At 63.0% G+C, this 18,646-nt stretch carries 17 protein-coding genes; 12 read left to right on the plus strand and 5 right to left on the minus strand.

Going from position 1 to position 18,646, the window contains the following annotated elements:
• Positions 1–17 precede the first annotated feature (17 nt).
• Positions 18–4,973 carry a helicase gene (locus tag ACZ9BC_RS17875; protein WP_476247091.1) on the plus strand — a complete coding sequence of 1,652 codons (4,956 nt, stop codon included), beginning with the start codon at positions 18–20 and terminating at the stop codon, positions 4,971–4,973.
• A gap of 116 nt (positions 4,974–5,089) precedes the next feature.
• Here the strand turns inward: ACZ9BC_RS17875 and ACZ9BC_RS17880 are convergent, their stop codons facing one another.
• The gene (locus ACZ9BC_RS17880) at positions 5,090–5,317 is read right to left on the minus strand and encodes a DUF2188 domain-containing protein (RefSeq protein ID WP_476247092.1); all 228 of its coding nucleotides are present in this window, start codon (positions 5,315–5,317) and stop codon (positions 5,090–5,092) included.
• Positions 5,318–5,546: 229 nt separating this feature from the next.
• Between ACZ9BC_RS17880 and ACZ9BC_RS17885 the strand changes: the two genes are divergently transcribed.
• The 7 genes from ACZ9BC_RS17885 to ACZ9BC_RS17915 all read left to right on the plus strand — a co-directional run bounded on the left by ACZ9BC_RS17885 (position 5,547) and on the right by ACZ9BC_RS17915 (position 9,221).
• A complete protein-coding gene (locus ACZ9BC_RS17885; protein WP_476247093.1) occupies positions 5,547–5,936 on the plus strand; it encodes a hypothetical protein in 390 nt (129 codons plus the stop codon).
• Between the two features lie 400 nt (positions 5,937–6,336).
• Positions 6,337–6,603, plus strand: coding sequence for a glutaredoxin family protein (locus ACZ9BC_RS17890; protein WP_476247094.1), 267 nt, complete (start codon positions 6,337–6,339; stop codon positions 6,601–6,603).
• Positions 6,604–6,608: 5 nt separating this feature from the next.
• Positions 6,609–7,511 (plus strand): single-stranded DNA-binding protein, encoded by a 903-nt coding sequence (locus tag ACZ9BC_RS17895; RefSeq protein ID WP_476247264.1) that lies wholly within the window; start codon positions 6,609–6,611, stop codon positions 7,509–7,511.
• Positions 7,512–7,588: 77 nt separating this feature from the next.
• Positions 7,589–8,158, plus strand: coding sequence for a hypothetical protein (locus ACZ9BC_RS17900; protein WP_476247095.1), 570 nt, complete (start codon positions 7,589–7,591; stop codon positions 8,156–8,158).
• A gap of 29 nt (positions 8,159–8,187) precedes the next feature.
• Positions 8,188–8,646, plus strand: coding sequence for a hypothetical protein (locus ACZ9BC_RS17905; RefSeq protein WP_476247096.1), 459 nt, complete (start codon positions 8,188–8,190; stop codon positions 8,644–8,646).
• Between the two features lie 15 nt (positions 8,647–8,661).
• Positions 8,662–8,931 carry a ParB family protein gene (locus ACZ9BC_RS17910; RefSeq protein WP_476247097.1) on the plus strand — a complete coding sequence of 90 codons (270 nt, stop codon included), beginning with the start codon at positions 8,662–8,664 and terminating at the stop codon, positions 8,929–8,931.
• 2 nt (positions 8,932–8,933) lie between these two features.
• Positions 8,934–9,221: a helix-turn-helix domain-containing protein gene (locus ACZ9BC_RS17915; RefSeq protein ID WP_476247098.1), complete on the plus strand. Its 288-nt coding sequence runs from the start codon at positions 8,934–8,936 to the stop codon at positions 9,219–9,221.
• Positions 9,222–9,742: 521 nt separating this feature from the next.
• On the opposite strand, the gene ACZ9BC_RS17920 is transcribed toward ACZ9BC_RS17915, so the two are convergent.
• Together ACZ9BC_RS17920 and ACZ9BC_RS17925 are read right to left on the minus strand one after the other, a co-directional pair.
• A complete protein-coding gene (locus tag ACZ9BC_RS17920; protein WP_476247099.1) occupies positions 9,743–10,066 on the minus strand; it encodes a hypothetical protein in 324 nt (107 codons plus the stop codon).
• 27 nt (positions 10,067–10,093) lie between these two features.
• Positions 10,094–11,869: a hypothetical protein gene (locus ACZ9BC_RS17925; RefSeq protein ID WP_476247100.1), complete on the minus strand. Its 1,776-nt coding sequence runs from the start codon at positions 11,867–11,869 to the stop codon at positions 10,094–10,096.
• Between the two features lie 287 nt (positions 11,870–12,156).
• Here ACZ9BC_RS17925 and ACZ9BC_RS17930 point away from each other — a divergent pair, with 287 nt between their 5' ends.
• Genes ACZ9BC_RS17930 through ACZ9BC_RS17940 form a run of 3 tightly spaced genes read left to right on the plus strand, consistent with a single transcriptional unit; the run spans position 12,157 to position 15,454 of the window.
• Positions 12,157–12,549 carry a MobC family plasmid mobilization relaxosome protein gene (locus ACZ9BC_RS17930; RefSeq protein WP_476247101.1) on the plus strand — a complete coding sequence of 131 codons (393 nt, stop codon included), beginning with the start codon at positions 12,157–12,159 and terminating at the stop codon, positions 12,547–12,549.
• Between the two features lie 4 nt (positions 12,550–12,553).
• On the plus strand, positions 12,554–14,191 hold the full coding sequence (locus ACZ9BC_RS17935; RefSeq protein ID WP_476247102.1) for a relaxase/mobilization nuclease domain-containing protein: 1,638 nt from the start codon (positions 12,554–12,556) through the stop codon (positions 14,189–14,191).
• Between the two features lie 30 nt (positions 14,192–14,221).
• Positions 14,222–15,454: a hypothetical protein gene (locus ACZ9BC_RS17940; RefSeq protein WP_476247103.1), complete on the plus strand. Its 1,233-nt coding sequence runs from the start codon at positions 14,222–14,224 to the stop codon at positions 15,452–15,454.
• Positions 15,455–15,515: 61 nt separating this feature from the next.
• Here ACZ9BC_RS17940 and ACZ9BC_RS17945 read toward each other — a convergent pair whose 3' ends face one another.
• Entirely contained in the window at positions 15,516–16,217 is a 702-nt protein-coding gene (locus ACZ9BC_RS17945) for a helicase associated domain-containing protein (RefSeq protein ID WP_476247104.1), read from the minus strand.
• A gap of 369 nt (positions 16,218–16,586) precedes the next feature.
• On the opposite strand from ACZ9BC_RS17945, the gene ACZ9BC_RS17950 reads away from it, so the two are divergent.
• Positions 16,587–17,627, plus strand: coding sequence for a PDDEXK nuclease domain-containing protein (locus ACZ9BC_RS17950; RefSeq protein ID WP_476247105.1), 1,041 nt, complete (start codon positions 16,587–16,589; stop codon positions 17,625–17,627).
• A 374-nt stretch (positions 17,628–18,001) separates the two neighbouring features.
• Here ACZ9BC_RS17950 and ACZ9BC_RS17955 read toward each other — a convergent pair whose 3' ends face one another.
• Entirely contained in the window at positions 18,002–18,454 is a 453-nt protein-coding gene (locus tag ACZ9BC_RS17955) for a MarR family winged helix-turn-helix transcriptional regulator (RefSeq protein WP_476247106.1), read from the minus strand.
• Positions 18,455–18,646 lie beyond the last annotated feature (192 nt).

The raw sequence follows: 18,646 nt of genomic DNA on the forward strand, positions 1-18,646 counted from the left end.
TCCGTATCGTCCGGGAGTTGGAGGACCAGCAACGCCCGGCCACCGAAGCCGAGCAGCGCGCCCTGGCGCAGTGGTCCAGTTGGGGAGCGGTGCCGCAGCTGTTCGACAAGGACGACTGGGCAGTCGAACGCGCGCAGCTCCGTGAGGTCCTGAGCGAGCGGGAGTACGCCGCGGCTTCGCGGACCACGACTAACGCGTACTACACGGACGCGGCCTTGGTGAAGGAAATCTGGTCGGCCGTGGAGCGTCTCGGTTTTGCTGGGGGAGAGGTGCTGGAGCCCGGTTCCGGGGCCGGCACGTTTATCGGCTTCGCGCCGGAGTCTGCGCGCATGACCGGGGTCGAGCTGGACCCGCTGACTGCATCCATTTCCCGCGGCCTGTACCCGGACGCGACGATCCGCAGCGAATCTTTTGCCGACACCCCGGTCAAGCCGAACTCCTTTGACCTTGCTGTAGGGAACGTCCCGTTCAGCAAGAACGCGCTGTACGACAAGACGCACAATCCCGATTCCCGTCACTCGATGCACAACCACTTCATCCTCAAGAGTCTGGCGGCGGTGAAACCGGGCGGATATGTCGCGGTCCTGACGTCGAGCTTCACCATGGACGCGGCCAACCCCACCTCGAGGCGGGAGATGAGTGCGATGGCCGACCTGGTGGGCGCGGTGCGCCTGCCCACGGGCGCCCACCGCCGCGCCGCCGGCACAGAAGCCCTCACCGACTTGTTGCTGCTGCGCAAGCGCGGGCCCGGCCGCGAACCGATGAACACCGAATGGGAACGCGTCACTCCCGCGATCGTTGGGGACCGCAACATCAAGATCAACGCCTACTTCGACATGAACCCCCAGAACGTCCTGGGGCAGATCGTCGTCGGCAACGGCATGTACGGCGAAGAGACGGTCAGCGTCAAAGCCGATGACCTCTCTGCCGTACCCCAGCTGCTGGCCGACCGGCTGAACATCATCATCACCGACGCCTTGGACCGCGACCTGGGCCATGCCCCGGCAGAACGTGCCCCCGGGAAGACCGCGGCCGCGCTGCTGCCAGCCGCCGGGCCGGAGTGGGACGGCACCATCAACGCCCAGCCTGATGGGTCCTTCACCATAGTCCGGGCGGGAGAGGCAGAAGAACTGCCGGTGCCAAAGGCACACGCAGTCGAGCTGCGGGACCTGCTGGCACTGCGTGACGGCGCACGGTCGCTGCTGGAGATGGAGGCCTCCGACAGCGAGGACAGCCCGGAACTGGACGCCCTGCGCTCCGAGCTGGCCGCCCGTTACGCCGCGTTCGTCCAGAAACACGGTCCGGTGAACCGGTACACCGAATCCGTGCGGACCGATAAGGAAACCGGCGAGGACATCGTCAGCCGCCGCCTATCGCCGGCGTTCCGCCTCCTGAGCTCAAGGGACCCATTCGGGTCCCTGCCCGGCGCCCTGGAAAACTTCAACGACGAAACGCAGACCGCGACCCCGGCCGCTCTGCTTCAACACCGCCAGGTCGTTGCCCGTAAACCGGCCATGGGCGCCGAGAACGTCGACGAAGCCCTTGCCATCACGCTCGACACCTACGGGTCCCCGGACCTGGAACAGATCGCAGACCTGCTGGGCGTGACCGAAGACGAAGCCCGGGACCAGCTCGGAACCCTCGTCTTCGATGACCCCGAGACGGGCAGGCTGGTCACCGCCCCGGAATACCTTTCCGGGAACGTCCGGACCAAGCTCGACGCCGCCCGCGCGGCCGCGGCCGAGGACGAACGGTGGAACGTCAACGTCCAGGCCCTGGAAGAAGTCCAGCCGCCCAAGGTCGGCATGGAGGACGTCGAGGCCCGGCTGGGTGCCGTCTGGATTTCGCCCGAGGAACACGAGCGCTTCGTCCAGGAGATTCTGGCCGACCCCATGGCCAGCGTCACCAGCGTTGGTGGCGGCATCTGGCGAGTGAAAGCCAACCGTGCCACCGTCCGCTCCACCAACGAATGGGGGACAGGCCGCCGGCCTGCCCCGGACCTGCTGCAAAGCATCCTGGAGCAGAAAAGCATCCAGGTCGAGGACAAGAACGAGGACGGCAAACTCGTCGCCAACCTCGAAGAAACCGAAGCGGCACAGGAGAAAGCAGAGGCCCTGCAGGAACGCTTCGCCGAGTGGGTCTGGGAAGACCCCGAGCGCGCCAGCCGCCTGATCGAGGAGTACAACCGCCGCTTCAACTCCCTCGCCCTGCGCGACTACACCAAGGAAGGCGGCCGCCTGACCCTGCCCGGGCTGGCCAAGACGTTCACGCCCCACCCCCACCAGCGCACCGCCGTCGCCCGGATCATCTCAGAACCGGCCGTTGGCCTGTTCCATGAAGTCGGGGCCGGCAAAACGGCCGAGATGGTCATGGGCGCAATGGAACTCAAACGCCTCGGCATGGCGTCCAAACCGATGATCGTCGTGCCCAACCACATGCTCGAACAGTTCACCCGCGAATGGCTGGAACTGTACCCGCAGGCGAGGCTGCTCTCGGCAGGCTCCGACGACATCAAAACCAAGAGCGGAGACCCCGCCGCCCGCCGCCAGTTCGTCGCGCGTGCAGCGGCCAACGACTGGGACGGCATCATCATGACCCAGCAGGCCTTCAAGAGCATCGGCGTCAAAGCCGAAACCATCGAGGCATACCAGGAATCGATCATCGCCGACGTCCGGCAGACCATCGTCAACGCCCAGGCCGAGGGCGAGGACCGCACGACGGTAAAGAAACTTGAAACCAAGCTCCAGGCCGAAGAAGAACGCATGAAGCGGCTCATGGACACCGCCCCGGATCCCGGCTTGACCTTCGAAGACACCGGCGTGGACTACCTGTTTGTCGACGAAGCCCACGACTACAAAAACCTGCGCACGGTCACCAACATCAAGGGCGCCGAAATCGCCGGTTCCATGCGGGCCACCGACATGCACCTGAAGCTGGAGTACCTGCGGCGCGTCCACGGTGAGCGGGTTGTCACCATGGCCACCGGAACCCCCATCGCCAACTCCATCACCGAAGCCCACGTCATGCAGCGCTACCTCCGCCCGGACCTGCTGCAGGCCGCCGGAGTGGAGAACTTCGACGTGTGGGGAGCGACGTTCGGCGAAACCGTCACCGCCATCGAAATGGACGCCGGCGGACGGCTGAAGAACAAACCACGCTTCGCGAAGTTCAAAAATGTCCCCGAAATGCTGCGCAGCTTCCACGTCTTCGCCGACGTGAAGCTCTCCGAAGACCTGAACCTGAAAACCCCCGACCTGGCCCGCCGGCCAGGCGACGGCGAACGCCAGCCGGAACTGGTACTCATCCCACAACCGCCCGAACTGGCCGACTACATGAAAGGCCTGGCGGACCGGCTCGACTCCCTCTCCGGCTGGGCGGAAAAGGGCGCGGACAACGCCCTGAACGTTTACAACGACGGACGCAAAGCGGCCCTGGACCTGCGCATGGTCGGCATCGAACCAGACTCCGGGACGAAGATCGACCACGTGGTCGCCAAGACCCTGAAAGTCTGGGAAGAGAACAGGGACAACGAGTACGAGACCAGCTTCGATTCAGGAGTCCCCTCAACAACCAGGGGCGCGCTGCAGATCATTTTCTGCGACCTTGGAACCCCCTCAAAAGACACCGGCCCGGACGGCAAACCGGCCTGGACCGCCTACCAGCAGATCAAAGACCAGCTGGTTGCCGGCGGGATCCAGCCCGAACAGATTCGCTTTATTCAGGAAGCGCCCAAACCTGACCAGAAGGCCCAGCTTTTTGCCCAGTGCCGCAGCGGCGAGGTCGCCGTCCTCATCGGCTCCACTGCCATGATGGGCACCGGCACCAACGTGCAGCTGCGCGCCAAAGCAATCCACCATGTCACCTGCCCCTGGCGACCGGCTGACCTGACCCAGCGGGACGGGCGCATCATCCGGCAGGGCAACGCCAACGCCGAGGTCCACAACTTCCAGTACGCCACCGTCGGAAGCTACGACAGCGCGGCTTGGGACGGCATCCAACGCAAAGCCACCATGATCCAGCAGGTCCTCCGCGGCCGCCTGGACATCCGCGAAATCGAGGACGTCGGAGACTTGGCACTGAACGCTGCCCAAATCAAGGCAGCGACCAGCGGCAACCCCCTCGTCATGGAAAAGATCGAAGCAGACGCCGAGCGGACCAAACTCGAACGCCTTAAACGCGCCCATGAAAAGGGCCAAAGCACCCTCGGCTGGACCAAAGCTTCGGCCCAGGCCAGCATCACCAGGGCAGAGACGGCGCTGCCCGCGGTCCAGGCAGCACTGCCCCTGATCACCTCCACATCGGGAGAGAACTTCAGCGCAGCCATCGACGGCCGCACCTACACCAAACGCACCGAAGCGGTCGCAGCCATCTCCGAGTGGGTACGCACCCACACACCCGAGTACGGCAATTACTACCGGCAGGAGCGGGACTACGGAACCGTGGCCGCCCTCGGCGGACACCAACTGCAAGTCCGCAACGCAGGAGAGCACTCCCGGCTCGGTTCCTACCAGGACCTGGCCATCACCATCAAGGATGTCCCCGCCCCGCCGCTGGTCCTGACCCGGATGGAATTGCTCGAAGGCAGCACCGGCATCATCACCAAACTCGAAAACAAGGTCGCAGGGCTGCCGGACTACGAAACCCAGCTGCGCCAAACCATTCAAGAGAAGAACGCCGTCCTCGCCGACGTAGAAAAGCAAGCCGGAAAACCCTTCAAATACGAAGACAAACTCACCCAGGCGAAAGCAAAATGCGCAGAGCTGGACGAACGACTGAAGGCCTCCATCGAGCCGCCGCCCCCACCGCAAGAGGTCGCCACGACAGACGGCACCGACCCAATGATGGAAAAACACAGGCGCCTGCTTGCCGTCAGCTTCCCCTCCAGACCCAGCACCACAGGTCCTTCTGTCAGCCCCGGACACACGCGAAGCGTCCAGCCGCTGCGCGACAGGAGCCCGGGATGGGAACGATGACTATGTCAAGGAACCCGTAGAGCTACTAGGCAGAGAGAACGCAGGAGGGCCGGCTCATATTGAGCCGGCCCTCCGTTGTTCCACCGGCACTGTGACGCCCTGGCATGAACTGTGGGTCAGCCCGGGACATTCCGAGGGTCGTTGCCGTAGCTGTTCTTGGAGCCGATCTGGCCGTCCTGGTTCTTGATCACGTGTTCGACCTTGCCGGCCTGGGCCGCTTCCCGGCCTGCAGCTTCTGCTTCGTGCTTGGTGCTGTAGCCGGCGCCGAACGCGCGGTCAGTGCCCTCGCGCTTGTTCTTCCACTGGCCGCCCTCGTAGTACGTCTCAATGTCGCCCTGAGCCACTGCACACTCCCTCTTCCGTTCGGATCTGACACCCGCTGCATAGTGCGGGTAGCGAAATGCCCCGCCACACGAGCAGTGGCGGGGCTTCCCTGGCAACCACTCCGCCTGATGGGGGACAGGCGGAGAAGCTGACACCAAACTAATAGCAAGCATGCTTACCTTTCAAGTTGGCGCGCCGCTGCCCACCGTAGACTGTGCCCAGAAGGGCAGGAATTCATTGGGGGAGAGCATGGCGCAGACGATAGACGCTGACCAGAAACAACAGCTGGCCGACTGGAACAAACGATGCGGGAAACTTTGGCTCAAATATTTCGCCATCCTGATTGTTCCCGCCACCCTGCTGATGTTCGCGTTCTTCCAGACGCTCTACTACTTCCTGAACGTGGCTGGCCTCCTGGTTTCCGGGGAGCTCGCCTACGGTCAGCCTGGATACTACGAGTACCAGGCCGCAAAGGATCAGTCCCTGATCATCCTGGCCATCCTCCTCGTCCTCATCGCCGCCAGCTATTACCTCTGCAACCGCTGGTACAAGAAAGCAATCCGCACCCTCGGCCCGCCGCCGGTCGGAGACACCAGCAGGTGGAACCGCTGGGTGCTCGGGAAGACTCAGAAATCCTAGAAACACACGCGCGGGCAGGTTCCCCATGGTTCACAACATGCGCTGCCGACGAACCGTCTGCTGTGGCCGATCTTCCTTCAGCAGGGACGACACCTATTCAGCAATGCCACTCCAGACAGGTGCGCACATCACCCCGCCCGGTGGGGGACTTCTCAGGCGCATGGGGGCGGAGGCTTTGGCGAACCTGCGGGGGTGACCACAGGAGCCGGCGGCGGGACACACCGTCTGTAGCCGTGGTTCAGAAGGTCAGGAATCGCACGTTTGTGCAGAGAGCTCCGTGTCAAAATCTCTAGAATAAGCGCCAAAACCCCTATTCATTCAGTTGAATGATTGCTAGAATTGAAGTAGCAAGTCAGCCAGACGAACGAAACTAATGTTGATACGAAACCAGGTGCTGAAAATGACTGCTTCACCCACCGCTTACACGGTCTACACCAAGCCGGACTGCCGCAACTGCGAGAAGACGAAGGACTACTTCGACTCCAAGGGCATCACGTACACGGCCGTGGACATCACCGAAGTGCCGGCAGCGCTGGAGTACATCACCGCCGAACTCGGCTACTCCCAGGCGCCCGTTGTCGTGAACAACACCGATGATCAGGACCACTGGTCCGGCCTGCGCCGCGACAAGCTCGTCCAGGCGGCCATGACTCACAAGGCGGCGTGAGGACTGTGGTCAGCCTGCGCCCGGTCGTCGGGTTCAAGCTCAGCCCACGGATCCCGTTGGAGGACCTCTTCCGGCAGGTCAACCCCAGCGGCAGGATTCCGCACAACGCTGTGGACCCCTACGTTGTGGAACCCGCCATTGTGGAACCCCTCGTTGAGGACCTGTACGACGGCTACCCCGTCCCGGACAAGGGAGGGGATGACCGGTACTTTGAGGCGATCAACCGCGTCCCGCTCGGGGACGGCGGGCTCTGGGACGCACACACTGCGAACCAGTACCAACCCAACGACCTCACCCACGACAAACCGGGTGGGACCGAACCACAGAACGAACCCACAACAAACACCGAGAACATCACCAGCACACAAGGAAAAGGAGCCATCATGGCCGGCGAAACCACGCTTACTGTCATTGGAAACCTGACATCAGATCCCGAGCTGCGCTTCACTCCGAGTGGGTCGGCCGTAGCGAACTTCACCATCGCGTCAACGCCCAGGACCTTCGACCGTCAGTCCAACGAGTGGAAGGACGGGGAGACGCTTTTCCTCCGGGCCAGTGTCTGGCGGGAAGCGGCTGAGAACGTGGCCGAATCCCTGACCAAGGGCATGCGCGTGATTGTCACCGGACGCCTGAAGTCCCGTTCCTACGAAACCAAGGAAGGCGAGAAGCGCACCGTCATCGAGCTCGAAGTCGACGAGATCGGCCCGTCCCTGCGGTACGCGAACGCCAAGGTCAGCCGCTCCCAGCGCAGCAACCAGGGCGGGCAGTCCGGCGGTGGATTCGGCGGCCAGGGAAACAGCAACCAGGGCACCCAGTCAGCCCCGCAGGACGATCCCTGGGCGGTGCCGGCCAACAGCAACGCCGGCGGCGGCTGGGGCAACGGACCCGACTCCGAACCGCCGTTCTAAAGGGCTCCGTGTCGGGGCCAGTAGCTACGCTGGTCCCGACACACGCTCCGCATGCAACCAAGCTGAGAGAGAAGTAAATGAAGAAGCAGCAATCCGCGGCGGGGCCACTCCGGGAGACCTTGGATTCTGAATCGCAGCTCCTTTTTGACGAGGTGACTACCAAGTACCTTCGTGACTCGTGGCGGGGGAGACCCGCGCAGATCGCGGCAATTGAGCGGTGGGTGGACCAGAAGTATGCGGAGGACAGATTTCGCGCATTCGTAAACGGCCTGGGGGCGGATAAGCAGGCCCCTATCCGCGATGTCCTGGCTGATCCGCAGTTTCGGCTTCGTGCTTGGCAGCAAGTGCGGCAATGGGATCTTGATCGGGATAGCGGAGCCTGGGCATTGCGGGAGAAAGAAGTGCGCGATCGCTACAGGCCGCGGGTAGCGTCTGTCAGGGTGCTCTATGTGTTGGCCGCAGTGCTCATGGTCATGGGCCTGGTCATCGATGCAGGTGGTCCCGTTTGGGCCGGTCTGGTGGTCGTGGTGTTGGCCTTTTGTGTGCAGCATTTTGCGTTGCCACCGGGCGGACTGAACTACCCGGTCTGGCGGGCTCATACGGACCGGCTGGTGAATGGTGACCGCCCGGACACGGTCGGACGCTGAGTGAAATATCTATCGAAGGAGACACCACAATGACGCATGCAGACGACCTCCGAGCCTGGGCAAAGGGCTCCTACACCACCGAGGCGGCCACGGAGCTGCTGCTTCGCGCCTTCGGCGGACGCTACGCAACCGTTGGCAATCCATGGGTTCATGCAGCCACCACCACTGTGGAGGGCTACCAGGAACATGCTTGGGTCGATTTCGCTGCTTTGGGTGAGCATGCAGAGAATGGGGCGTACTCGGGTGGGGAGCGTCGTTTCCTGCTGCTGGCTGCATCGTTGGCCGAGGATGTGCCGGTGGTTTTGGGTGATGTTGTGCCGGGGCTTGACCGGGAAAACCTTGACCTTGTGCTGGCTGCCATTGCGCACGCCGGCGGTAGCCATCAGCACTCAGACATCCGCTTCGGGGCGGACGGTTCGATGACGCGGCACCCGGGTTACCTGGACAGCCTGCACCCGTGGCCGCCGGTGCTGCGGGCGGTCAAGTAGGCCCGGGGTGTGGTGATGGCGAAGGCCAAGAAGATTGCGGCGTTCACGCCTTACTACACGGAGGAGCAGGCCGAGGAGGTCCGTGCCGCCTTCGTGAATGCCGGTAAGACTGAAGAGGGTGACGCGAGCGTTTCGGACTTCATTGTCCGGGCCAGCATGCGTGAGGCGAAGCGGCTGCAGCGTAAGTACAACGGCGGCAAGCCGTGGCCTGGAGTGAAGGCCGGGGAGCTACGGCGCGGGCAGAGAACGATGGATGAGATGCAGCACCGGAACGAGGACGCGTAGCAGTGGCGAAGAGGACCGACGACGTGAACAAGACGACTGGGGCAAGTGGCTTGCCCTTCCCCAAGATGCTCACCCTCGACGAGGTTCAGGAGGTCTTGAATCTTGGTAAACCGCTGGTCTATGCGCTGGTCAAAAGCGGGGATTTGAGGGCAGCCCAGTTCGGGGGTCGGGGTATTTGGAGGGTTCGGCAAGACGACCTGGTGGCTTTCATTGATGCCGCTTATGAGAAGACCGCGGAGCGCATCGCGTCCGGGCAGATCCCGGAGGGCGACGTCCCCGGTGACAGCTAGGTAATAAGTTTCCCAAGCAGCATGAAGGCCGGCACCCATTCGGGTGCCGGTCTTCGTCGTCCTGGAATGTTTGTGACGCCTGGGATGTGCGGTTGGTGCCGTTGCTTGATCACGCGGGCCTGCGGTACCGGGTGGTGATGAGCGCCGCCCTGCAGCTTGTGGTTGTCACCGCCCGTTACCGGGCTGGAAGCCCCCCGAGTGCCTTGGAAGACTCTCACTGCTTAGGGTTCCGTCGCTGCCCAACCCTGCCCCGTCTGGACGGTGTGTGTCGTCCCGGCTGAAAAAAGCCTGACCTCTGCGGCGGGTGGGCCGGCGGCGTTGGTCTTGGTCCATGGGGAAGGGTTCCGTTGGTGACTTCAGTGTTCCGAGGCTGCGCACATTCGCCGGTCCCGGCGGTGAGGTTCCCACCTTGGTGACCTGGCGTTTGTGTGCAGCCGGTCAGGTGGGTCCCGTCGTCCACCTGGGTGCGGGAAAAGCCCGAAGGTAGATTGCTTTTGCCGTGCCCCTGTGGGCGAGGGGCTTTAGTGATTTTGCGCGGTTTCGTCGTCGGCTGAGTCGGTGTCTGTTGCGGTGTCGTTGGGGGTGCCGGCGGTTTTGGATCGTGCTTTGCGGCGGCGGCCTGCTGCGGCGGGTTCGAGGCCGAGTTTTTTGAGTTCTTCGGGGCTCCAGCCGTCGCGGGTGGCTTTGACGTAGGCGCGTTTGTCGTCGCGTTCTGCGGCGGCGAGCTGGTCTTTGAGGTCGGTCACGCGCTGGCGTGCCTGGACGAGTTCTTCGACGGATTTGATGCGGGAGTCCAGGAGGGCTCGTGCCTGGTTTTTTGTCGCTTCGAGGCTGATGGGTGCCATGGTGGGGTTTTCCTTTCGGTTGGTGGTTTAGCGGTCGTAGCTGTGGTCGGCGTGGGCGCCGGATGCGGCCCGCGTCGGCGTTGCAGCGCTGGCGGGTGTGGTTGTTGTGAGTGCTTCGGAGGCAGGGTGCGGGAATGACAGCCGCGTGGCCGTTGTCAGTTGCTGAAGTTCCGCGGCGAGCTTTGCTGTTATGCCGCCGCTGTCGTGTTCGGCGAGGACTTCGGGAAGGCTGGTGCGTTGGTAGGCGCGCAGCAGGTCAGCTTGTGCTGGGATCTCCTGCACGACCAGTCGGGCGAGGTCGTCTGCATGGGGGTGGAGTGCGGGCGGGACGACCGTGCGGATTGTCGTGGCGATGTCGGGCAGCAGGGCTTCCTGGGCGGGGGTCAGTGTCCTGAGCTTCGAGGTCTCTAGGTAGGGAGGTGTTTCCCCGTACATTGGCGGACGTTGAGAGAGCGGCGTGGGCGGGTAGATTCTCGCCTCGATTCGCTGCGCATGGCTCGTGATGCGGGTACCGGCGCCCGTGTCGTTGTGGAGGTGGCAGGTGGCTACGCTGTCGACGTCGTACTCGAGGGCGGGAACGTTGTCGGGCCGCAGCGCAGAGGCGGCGTTGAGCAGGTGAGCGCGTGGGGCGGGAGCCTGTACGGGGATGTCGATGACGAGCTTCCCCGGGGACCCCGGTTCCGGTTCCCAGGTGATGGTTCCCGGTACTTTCACGGACGCGGCGGTGGGTACCGGAAGGGTGGCGGCTTCGCTGCCGGGCGGCGAAGCCTGGGCGTAGCCTTCCATCCTGCGCTCATGGTGCTCGATGACCTCGGCAACCGTTACCCGGCTGTAGGCATCACTGACGTCTGATGCGGGGGGAATCTCCTCCGCAACAAGCAGGGCCAGTGCCTGGGCATGCGGGCGTTCGTGAATGGGCAGGACGAGTTCCATCGTTTCGGCCAGGGCCGGTACCAGGGCTTCCTGCCATGAGGTCAGTAGCGGATACTCTTCGCCGTCCCCGGTCCTCGTGGGGTCGGGTGCGGGGACTGCCGGGAGGTCCATCGTGATGGTGATGGCGTAGCCGTCATCGACGATGCGAGCGGATGTCGGGGCGAGTTCCTGCAGGTGTCGTGTGGCGACGTCGGCGATGCTCCATTCGACCTGGGCAGCGTCCTCGCTGCTGAGGGCGGCGTGGGCGGCTTCCGTGCCTGCCGGGTCCGCGCTAACGCGGTTCCGGTCGACGAGGATTTCGACGCTGACGTGAGCCGGGTACAAGTCGTTCGCCCGCTTGTACGTGGCGGTCGAGACGTAGTGTTCCTGCTTCACTAATTCGGGTTCGTCGACAAAGGCGTGTTCGTCCGCAAGCGCGGCGGCTTCCCGGTCTTCGTCATCGTATGCCCGGGCGTTGGTTCTGATCGCTTCGAGCGTTTCCGGGGTCGTGCGGGCTGCGTCCAGCGCTGCTTGGAGCGTGGCGTCCGGGAGGAAGTCCCTCGCGACCATGTCGGCGATTTGGTTGGCAGACCAGGCTGGGCCGAAGACCAGCTCACCTGCTCGCACGGTGATGTAGGAGTCCCAGTCTTTGATGAGTGCTGGAACGGTGCTGTTGAGATGGTCGGCGACGGACTGGTCGGCGCCGTTGAACGCTGTGCCGGACCCGTCGCTGCGGACCGTGTCGGCGAGGGCCGTCCAAGCGGTGACGACCTCGCTGCTGTGTTCAAAGGACCGGGTCTTTTTCGGTGCCCAATAGTCGGCTGCATCGGCGGTAATGTATTCAGCCCGGCTGGCCGGGTCGTTCATATTGTGGATGTAGTCCTGCCGCATTACTTCCCCCTCAGTGAATCGTGCATCGGGTCTGAGTCTATTAATCCGGAGCCGCCTCCCGGGGGTGCGACACGCGACGGGCGCGCAATCCACCGCGGGTGCTCCGCCCAAAGAACCGCTTTGCCACCTTCGGCGGAGCAAGCTATACATTTACACGGGTGTAAATGGCGTGTCGCTCACGGCCCGGTGGTTGTTCGCTTGGCACACTGGCTTGTGTGGTCCCCGGTTCCGGGGTCGCTGCGCTGGGCTTTTGAAGTGCTGGGCCGTTTAAGGAATTGGGGGAGTGCGTGTCTGAAGAGAATGAAAAGCTACGTTCCCCGCTGTCCAGGCGGCGCCGAGCGAATGCTCCGGCAGGAACGAAGAAGCGCCGCGATGTGTGGGTGACAGCGGAGGAGGAAGCGGCCCTGATCGCGAAGGCTGCCCGGCAGAAGGTCACGGTCCCGAACCTGCTGCTGACCGCTGCGCTGTCGGAAGGCTCGGAGACGCCGACCGAGCGCAGGGCGGCGATGGCCGAGCTGATGGCGATTCATACGTTGTTGGCGCGGGTGTCGAACAACGTGAACCAGATCGCCCGGCACGCGAACGCGGGCGGTGAGTTCCCTCAGGACGCGAAGGCAGCGCTGGCGTATGTGCGCGAGGTCGCGATGCGGATTGACCGGACGATCGAGGGGCTGATGTAGGCCGATGATTCCAAACATCACCCGCGGCTCCCGGATGTCCGGGCTCATACTTTACCTGGCCTCGACCGATGCTGATAAGACGAAAAACGCGCACACCAATCCGCACCTGGTCGCCGGGGACGCGGCGATCATGGCCTGGTACGACGACGGCGTCCTGGACAAGGACGACGCGGTCGCGATCGCGAAGCACTTGGACCAGCCCCGCAAGGCCTTCGGCGTCGAGGTTTTGCAGAAGGATTTCCGCTGGGATGCTGACCGTAAGGAACGCGTGCCGAACGGGCACAAGCACGCCGATGTGTGGCACTGCTCGCTGAGTCTCCGCGCTGAAGAAGGTGCCCTGACGGATCAGCAGTGGGGTGACATCGCGAATGACTTCGTCGACGCCATGGGGTTTACCGAGGCCAGTGGAAAAGCGCAGTGCCGGTGGGTCGCGATCAACCACGGCACGTCCGAGAACGGCAACCACCACATCCACATCGCCGTGTCCCTCGTCCGCGAGGACGGCACCAAAGCCTCCACCCATGGCGACTACAAACGCGCACAACAGACGTGCCGTGAACTGGAGACCAAGTACGGGCTCGAAGAGCTCTCCAGTGTGCACGCCACCCGCGGCTACGACCGGGCGGAGAAGGCCACCGCTGTCCGGGACGACCGCGAGATGCACCGGGCTTCCCTGGTCAGGAAGGTGCGCGCCAGCGCCAGCGCGTCAGCCACCGAAGCTGAGTTCGTTCGGCGCGCCCGCGACACCGGCCTGTTGGTGCGGCCGCGCTACGCGAAGAACACCACCGACGTCATCGTTGGCTACTCCGTCGCGGAGCGCCCCAAGCCGGGGGAGCGGCCTATTTGGTTCGGCGGCGGCACGCTCGCGTCCGACCTGAAGCTCGGTGCGTTGCGTGAGGAATGGATGGACTCCCCGCACCTGGCGACCGAGGCCGCGGCGGAATGGAACGCGGCCGCGCGCAACAAACGCAAGGTCTCCAGGACCGGTCCGGAGAACGCGACCCCGTCAGCTGATGTGTGGGTGGAGTACACCCGCAACGCAACAGCACTTGCCGACCGGCTGCGGAATATTCCGCGTGATGATCACGCGACCTGGGCGAGGGCAGCGCGTGAGGTTTCCGGTGCCTTTGCAGCATGGTCGTACCGGCTGGAGGCTACGCCAGGGCCGCTGGCGGCCACAGCTGCCGAATTGTCCCGCACCGCCCAACTTCGGGCTCCCCGTCAGCACGGCGAACCCGTCGCGCTGCCGTCCATTGCCGGGACGGCCATGTTGTTCATGGCAGCGTCGAGCAAGAACAAAACGGCCGCGCAAACAGCGCTCATGGTGCAGCTGATTAACACCGCCTTCGCGGTGTACGAAATGCATCAACAGTCAGGTCGTACCCGCGAAGCCCAACGCATCCGGGCCGTAGTCGAAAACCAGCTGGCCCCGTTCACTGCGACGATGCCCAAACCTGTCCTTGTAGGAGCAGAGCAACAACCGGCCGAAGCGGCTGCAGCGCGACCGAGGGCAGTTGATATTGCCCGCCGCGGCATGGCCCCGATCCGTCCCGGTTCGGTGGTTCCCACGACACCGACACCGGCAACACCAGCGAAGACCTATCAGCCCAGCCGCGATACCGGGCCGGGACTCGACCGATAAGAATCACACCACTAGTGCAAGGGGAACACCATGAGTGAATCAGACGGCATCGACGACTTTTTCGACAACGGAATGCGGCAATCCCTGATGATCGCCTCACGCATCGCAGAGACGCTGGCCCGCCGCCGGCAGGAAGCCCAACGGCAGCAGGAACACCTGGACGCCCAGGCGGCGCACGAAGCCCAGAAGCGTCTTGCTGTTGAACGGAGTTCAGCCCTCGCTGTCCTCGCACCCGTACAGAAGGATGCGTGGTGGGACAAGGCCCAGCCGGCCGACATCGCCACGGCACACGCCGTCGCTGAAGGCTGGAAAGACCACGACCCTGCCGCCCTTGAGGCCTCCGCAAAGATCCGCGAAGAAGTCCTCGCCCGGTACGGTATCGACACACACGACGTCGGCACGGACGCCGCCTACCTTGAATCGGGAATCGCGACTATCGCAACCGAGAAGGCACGGCTGGACGAGCTGGCACGCAGCCAGGAAGAAGCACGGAAAGCCGCTGCCGAACACAAGAAGGCCATGCAGCTGGTCGCGGCTGCACAGGCAGAAGAACTTCGAGCCCAGGCAACGAAGCTGGGCCCTGAAATGGAGCGCCACCAGATACCCGTGGAGTACCTGGCAAACCCCGAACTGGCACAGGCCCTGCAGCGCGCCCACAACGCCAAAACGCCCAAAGCTGCTGCGGCTGCAGACACTGAAATCAAAGAGCGGCTGTTCCTCATTGGCAAGGACGGCATCAACGGTCCCGACATTGAGCAGCTGCGCAAAGAAACCACCGCGAACCTCAGCGGTGCCGGCGAATCCCACTTCAAGGATCCCCAGTTCGTGAAAGCAGCCAAGGAGATGCACGAAGCCAAGCTCCTGGCAGAAGGCGGATTCACAGGCTCTCAATTTGCATCTCTGGAACAGCGGTATGAACGGGCCGAGAAGGAACTCTTCGCCCGACTCGAAGGCGTCGGCCGCGAGATCGAAAACCGCGTCACAGGCAACGACAGCAGCCAGCTCAAAGACCAGGCACTCACAGCAGAAACCGCAGCAGCTACCGGCTACGGTTCAGCCGAACACCACGCGAACTTCGCGGAGTCCCTGGAGGACACCGGTGCCAATGAAGCCCAAATCCGCGGCCGGCTCACCGCGGCACGCAGCGAAGGCACCCACCCCAGCGCCGCCGTCACCATGGGCAAGGGCGCAGCCAAGGCCAGGAAGACCCGTGCAGGGGCAGCCGTCGGGGCCGAAAGGTCCAAGAGCGGCCTCAGCAGATAACCCAACGGCCAGACAAGGGGAGGGGCTGCCAAAGCGCAGCCCCTCCCCTTGGCTTTACGGTCTAGCCGGCACCCGGGTCATGCGGTCTCCGTCGTCGGCCGCCGGTGCGGCGCCTGCCTTCGCGCCATCCGGGTAGATGCTCGTTTAGCAGTGCTTCCTTTTCCGGGGCCATCCTCCCCTGGTTGTAGTTGATTCGCTGGCCATGCAGCCACACACCCAGGACGCGTTCGTCCGCATCCGGGGTCTTCTGATGACGCGGCCAGTCACCGCCAGCATCCCGAAGTTCCTTCACCTGCTCAAAACGCTTCTGCCACCGGGCCTCATCCTCAGCCTTCCTAGGGGAGGCTTGATCCCAGCCGGGAATCACATCAAGCCCGTCCCGGACAGCGGGGGAGAGGGTTCCCTTTTGTGCTTCCTTGCGACGGAGGTAAAGCCAGCTGGTGAGGGCCTGCTCCCGCGGTGACTTGGCATGGGCGACTGGCAATCGCCCTTCCGTCCGGTAGAAGGAAATAAGGTCCTGCATCCTTTGCAGAGCTGCCTCGGACGGGCCCGGAGCCTTCTTCGGCAGCGCTGCCGCGTGTTCTGCCTCGAGCTCGGGTTCAATTTTCTTCGCTACCTGCAGGTGATAGCGCACGGTGGTGACGGGAGCCGAATCGAGCACCGCGATCCTCGAGGGAAGGATACCCCGCCGGTACATCTCCACCCACTCCGGGTCGGGCGCCGGGCGCCGCCCAGGGGAGGGCGCATCCTGAAACTGAGTCACCGTCACCCCCAAATGGTCCTGCTACAAAATAACCCACGTACAAATATGCCAGCCTGCGTGAGTCTCGAAGGCGGGAAAGGAGTGTAGCCGATGGCATCAGGTATTGAGATGAAGTTTGTGATTGCGCTGCAGCCTGGCGCACAGATGCAGTGGAAATAGTCCAAAGAACTTTGGACTATTTCCACTGGCGATTGAGGGGCGTTGAATGCTGGCACCGTCACGGCTAAAAGATTGTCCAGACAGTGTCTGGACAATCTTGGGTAACTGAGGATTGGACGACGAAGCATCTTGAGTGGCAGGACTTGGAGAGTAGCCAGGTGGAAGGCTGGGGGAGCAGGCCTGCGGGCGCCCGTCGATAGGATCGAACTCATGACTGACGCCCGCGACCTCGCCCTGCCTACCGGCTACACGGACCTCCTTGGTGAGCTAAAGAACCGGGTGCGTGCTGCCCGTATGCAGGCACTGCGCACCGTGAACACCCAGCTCATCGAGCTTTACTGGTCCATTGGGAAAACCATTTTGGAACGCCAAGAGATCGAGGAGTGGGGGAGTAAGGTCATGAGCCGGCTGGCCGATGATCTTCGGGCTGAATTCCCTGAAATGAAGGGCCTTTCCCGGTCCAACCTGTTCTACATGCGCGGATTCGCTACTGCCTGGCCGGAACCAATTGTCCAACAGGCTGTTGGACAATTGCCTTGGGGCCACATCACAGTGCTGTTGGACAAGCTTGACTCGCCGGAGGACCGTGACTGGTATGCCTCCGCGGCGGTCGAATACGGCTGGTCCCGCAACGTCCTACTGAACATGATCATGAACAAGACTTTGCAGCGCACTGGGGCGGCGCCCTCCAACTTTGTCCAACGGCTTGTTGGACCAGACTCAGAACTCGCGCAGCAGGTAGCAAAGGACCCCTACAACTTCGAATTCCTCGGCCTCTCCGGCGAAGTAGCCGAACGCGACCTGGAACATGCCCTCACCAGCAGAATCACGGAAACTCTCCGCGAGCTGGGCCCCGGATTCTCCTTCGTCGGCCGCCAAGTCCACTTCGACGTCGACGGAGACGACTTCTACGTCGATCTCCTGTTCTTCCACATCGAACAATCTCGATACGTGGTCATCGAACTGAAAACCGGTAAGTTCCAGCCGGAATTCGCCGGGAAACTTAACTTCTATGTGGCCCTCGTCGATGACGTGCTTCGCCGTGACCACCACAATGAAACCATCGGCATTCTTATCTGCGGCACCAAGAACGACCGTAGTGTCCGGTATAGCCTGGGACGCTCCACGTCACCCATGGCCGTCGCCGCCTACACCTACGACAAACTTCCTCAAGCTGAAAAACAAGCACTCCCGGACGAAGGACACATCGTTGCGGCTCTGGAATGGACAGAAGCCGAAGACGAAACGTAATCGCTTGAGGCCGGCATTTCACGGAGGCTGCGACTTAGGCTTCTACACCTGCTGTTCTGTCACCGCCGACCTGCTTGATGACGTTGGCTAAGAGGGCCAGACCTGTGCAATTTGTGCAGACACTGTCTGCACAAAATAGCAGCCACTTCTCAACCCTGCCGACCGGGCTGACTGTCAGATTTGAGTCTAAGACTACTCACCCGGGGGTTGTGGCAACCGCCTTTCCGAGCCTATTCTGACGCTCTTTCCCTCGCTGCCTGACGTCAGGTTGGGGTGTGCCCTAACTAGACCGAAACTCGGCGCCCGGGCCGTGAGGCCAAGCGGCCATGCGGAGTAGCCAGGCAGCGGCGACTGGGCGGCAACTTGTCAGCGGCTTACTCGGTTGAGCCCCGCAGTTCTCGGCTGATGGCGCGTAGGCCAGTTTCGAGTGCCCGTAGTTCGTCCACGGTGAGTCCAGCGAGAACATCGCCGCCGAGTTCGGGTCGCGTAGCCATGAGTTCGCGGACAACGGAACGTCCCAGGTTGGTGGCGTAGATGCGCCGGACCCGCTGATCGTTGGGGTCAAAAGAGCGGGTCGTAAGTCCTGCCGCGACGAGGCGGTCGACGAGTTTGGACATTGAGGCCATGGAGACGCCGAAGGTGTCAACAAGGCCGCCGCTGGTGGCCCCGTCTTCCGAAGTCACAATGACGGAGAGGACCTTGAGTTGCTGGATCGTGAGGTCCGTGGAGAGAAGCGGCTGGAGAATGCGGGGGATGGACCGGATGGTGATGGCGATTGTCAGAGCGTCGATGCTTTGCTGTACCGTCTCGCGGTCTGTGTCCGGCATGAAGCCCACGTTACATCGATGAGCGCGCCACGCTTTCTAAAATTACTTAGCCTCAGGCTAAGCTTTCTTTGGTAATCGATCCGATGCCGTGTCGACGCCCTTGGAACTCTGTCTGAGAGCCGTTCAGAATTCGGGGGCTGCGGGCGCGGTACTCGTTCCCGCGCTGGAGGCGACATGGCGCACTACCGAAGC

The sequence above is a fragment of the Pseudarthrobacter sp. TE3704 genome (assembly GCF_056279405.1).

Excerpts from the sequence above, each read along its gene's own strand:
- ACZ9BC_RS17935 (WP_476247102.1), top strand. The coding sequence starts at position 12,554 with ATGATTCCAAACATCACCCGCGGCTCCCGGATGTCCGGGCTCATACTT.
- ACZ9BC_RS17925 (WP_476247100.1), bottom strand. The coding sequence starts at position 11,869 with ATGCGGCAGGACTACATCCACAATATGAACGACCCGGCCAGCCGGGCT.
- ACZ9BC_RS17910 (WP_476247097.1), top strand. The coding sequence starts at position 8,662 with ATGGCGAAGGCCAAGAAGATTGCGGCGTTCACGCCTTACTACACGGAG.
- ACZ9BC_RS17955 (WP_476247106.1), bottom strand. The coding sequence starts at position 18,454 with ATGCCGGACACAGACCGCGAGACGGTACAGCAAAGCATCGACGCTCTG.
- ACZ9BC_RS17940 (WP_476247103.1), top strand. The coding sequence starts at position 14,222 with ATGAGTGAATCAGACGGCATCGACGACTTTTTCGACAACGGAATGCGG.
- ACZ9BC_RS17900 (WP_476247095.1), top strand. The coding sequence starts at position 7,589 with ATGAAGAAGCAGCAATCCGCGGCGGGGCCACTCCGGGAGACCTTGGAT.
- ACZ9BC_RS17905 (WP_476247096.1), top strand. The coding sequence starts at position 8,188 with ATGACGCATGCAGACGACCTCCGAGCCTGGGCAAAGGGCTCCTACACC.
- ACZ9BC_RS17890 (WP_476247094.1), top strand. The coding sequence starts at position 6,337 with ATGACTGCTTCACCCACCGCTTACACGGTCTACACCAAGCCGGACTGC.
- ACZ9BC_RS17920 (WP_476247099.1), bottom strand. The coding sequence starts at position 10,066 with ATGGCACCCATCAGCCTCGAAGCGACAAAAAACCAGGCACGAGCCCTC.
- ACZ9BC_RS17950 (WP_476247105.1), top strand. The coding sequence starts at position 16,587 with ATGACTGACGCCCGCGACCTCGCCCTGCCTACCGGCTACACGGACCTC.
- ACZ9BC_RS17885 (WP_476247093.1), top strand. The coding sequence starts at position 5,547 with ATGGCGCAGACGATAGACGCTGACCAGAAACAACAGCTGGCCGACTGG.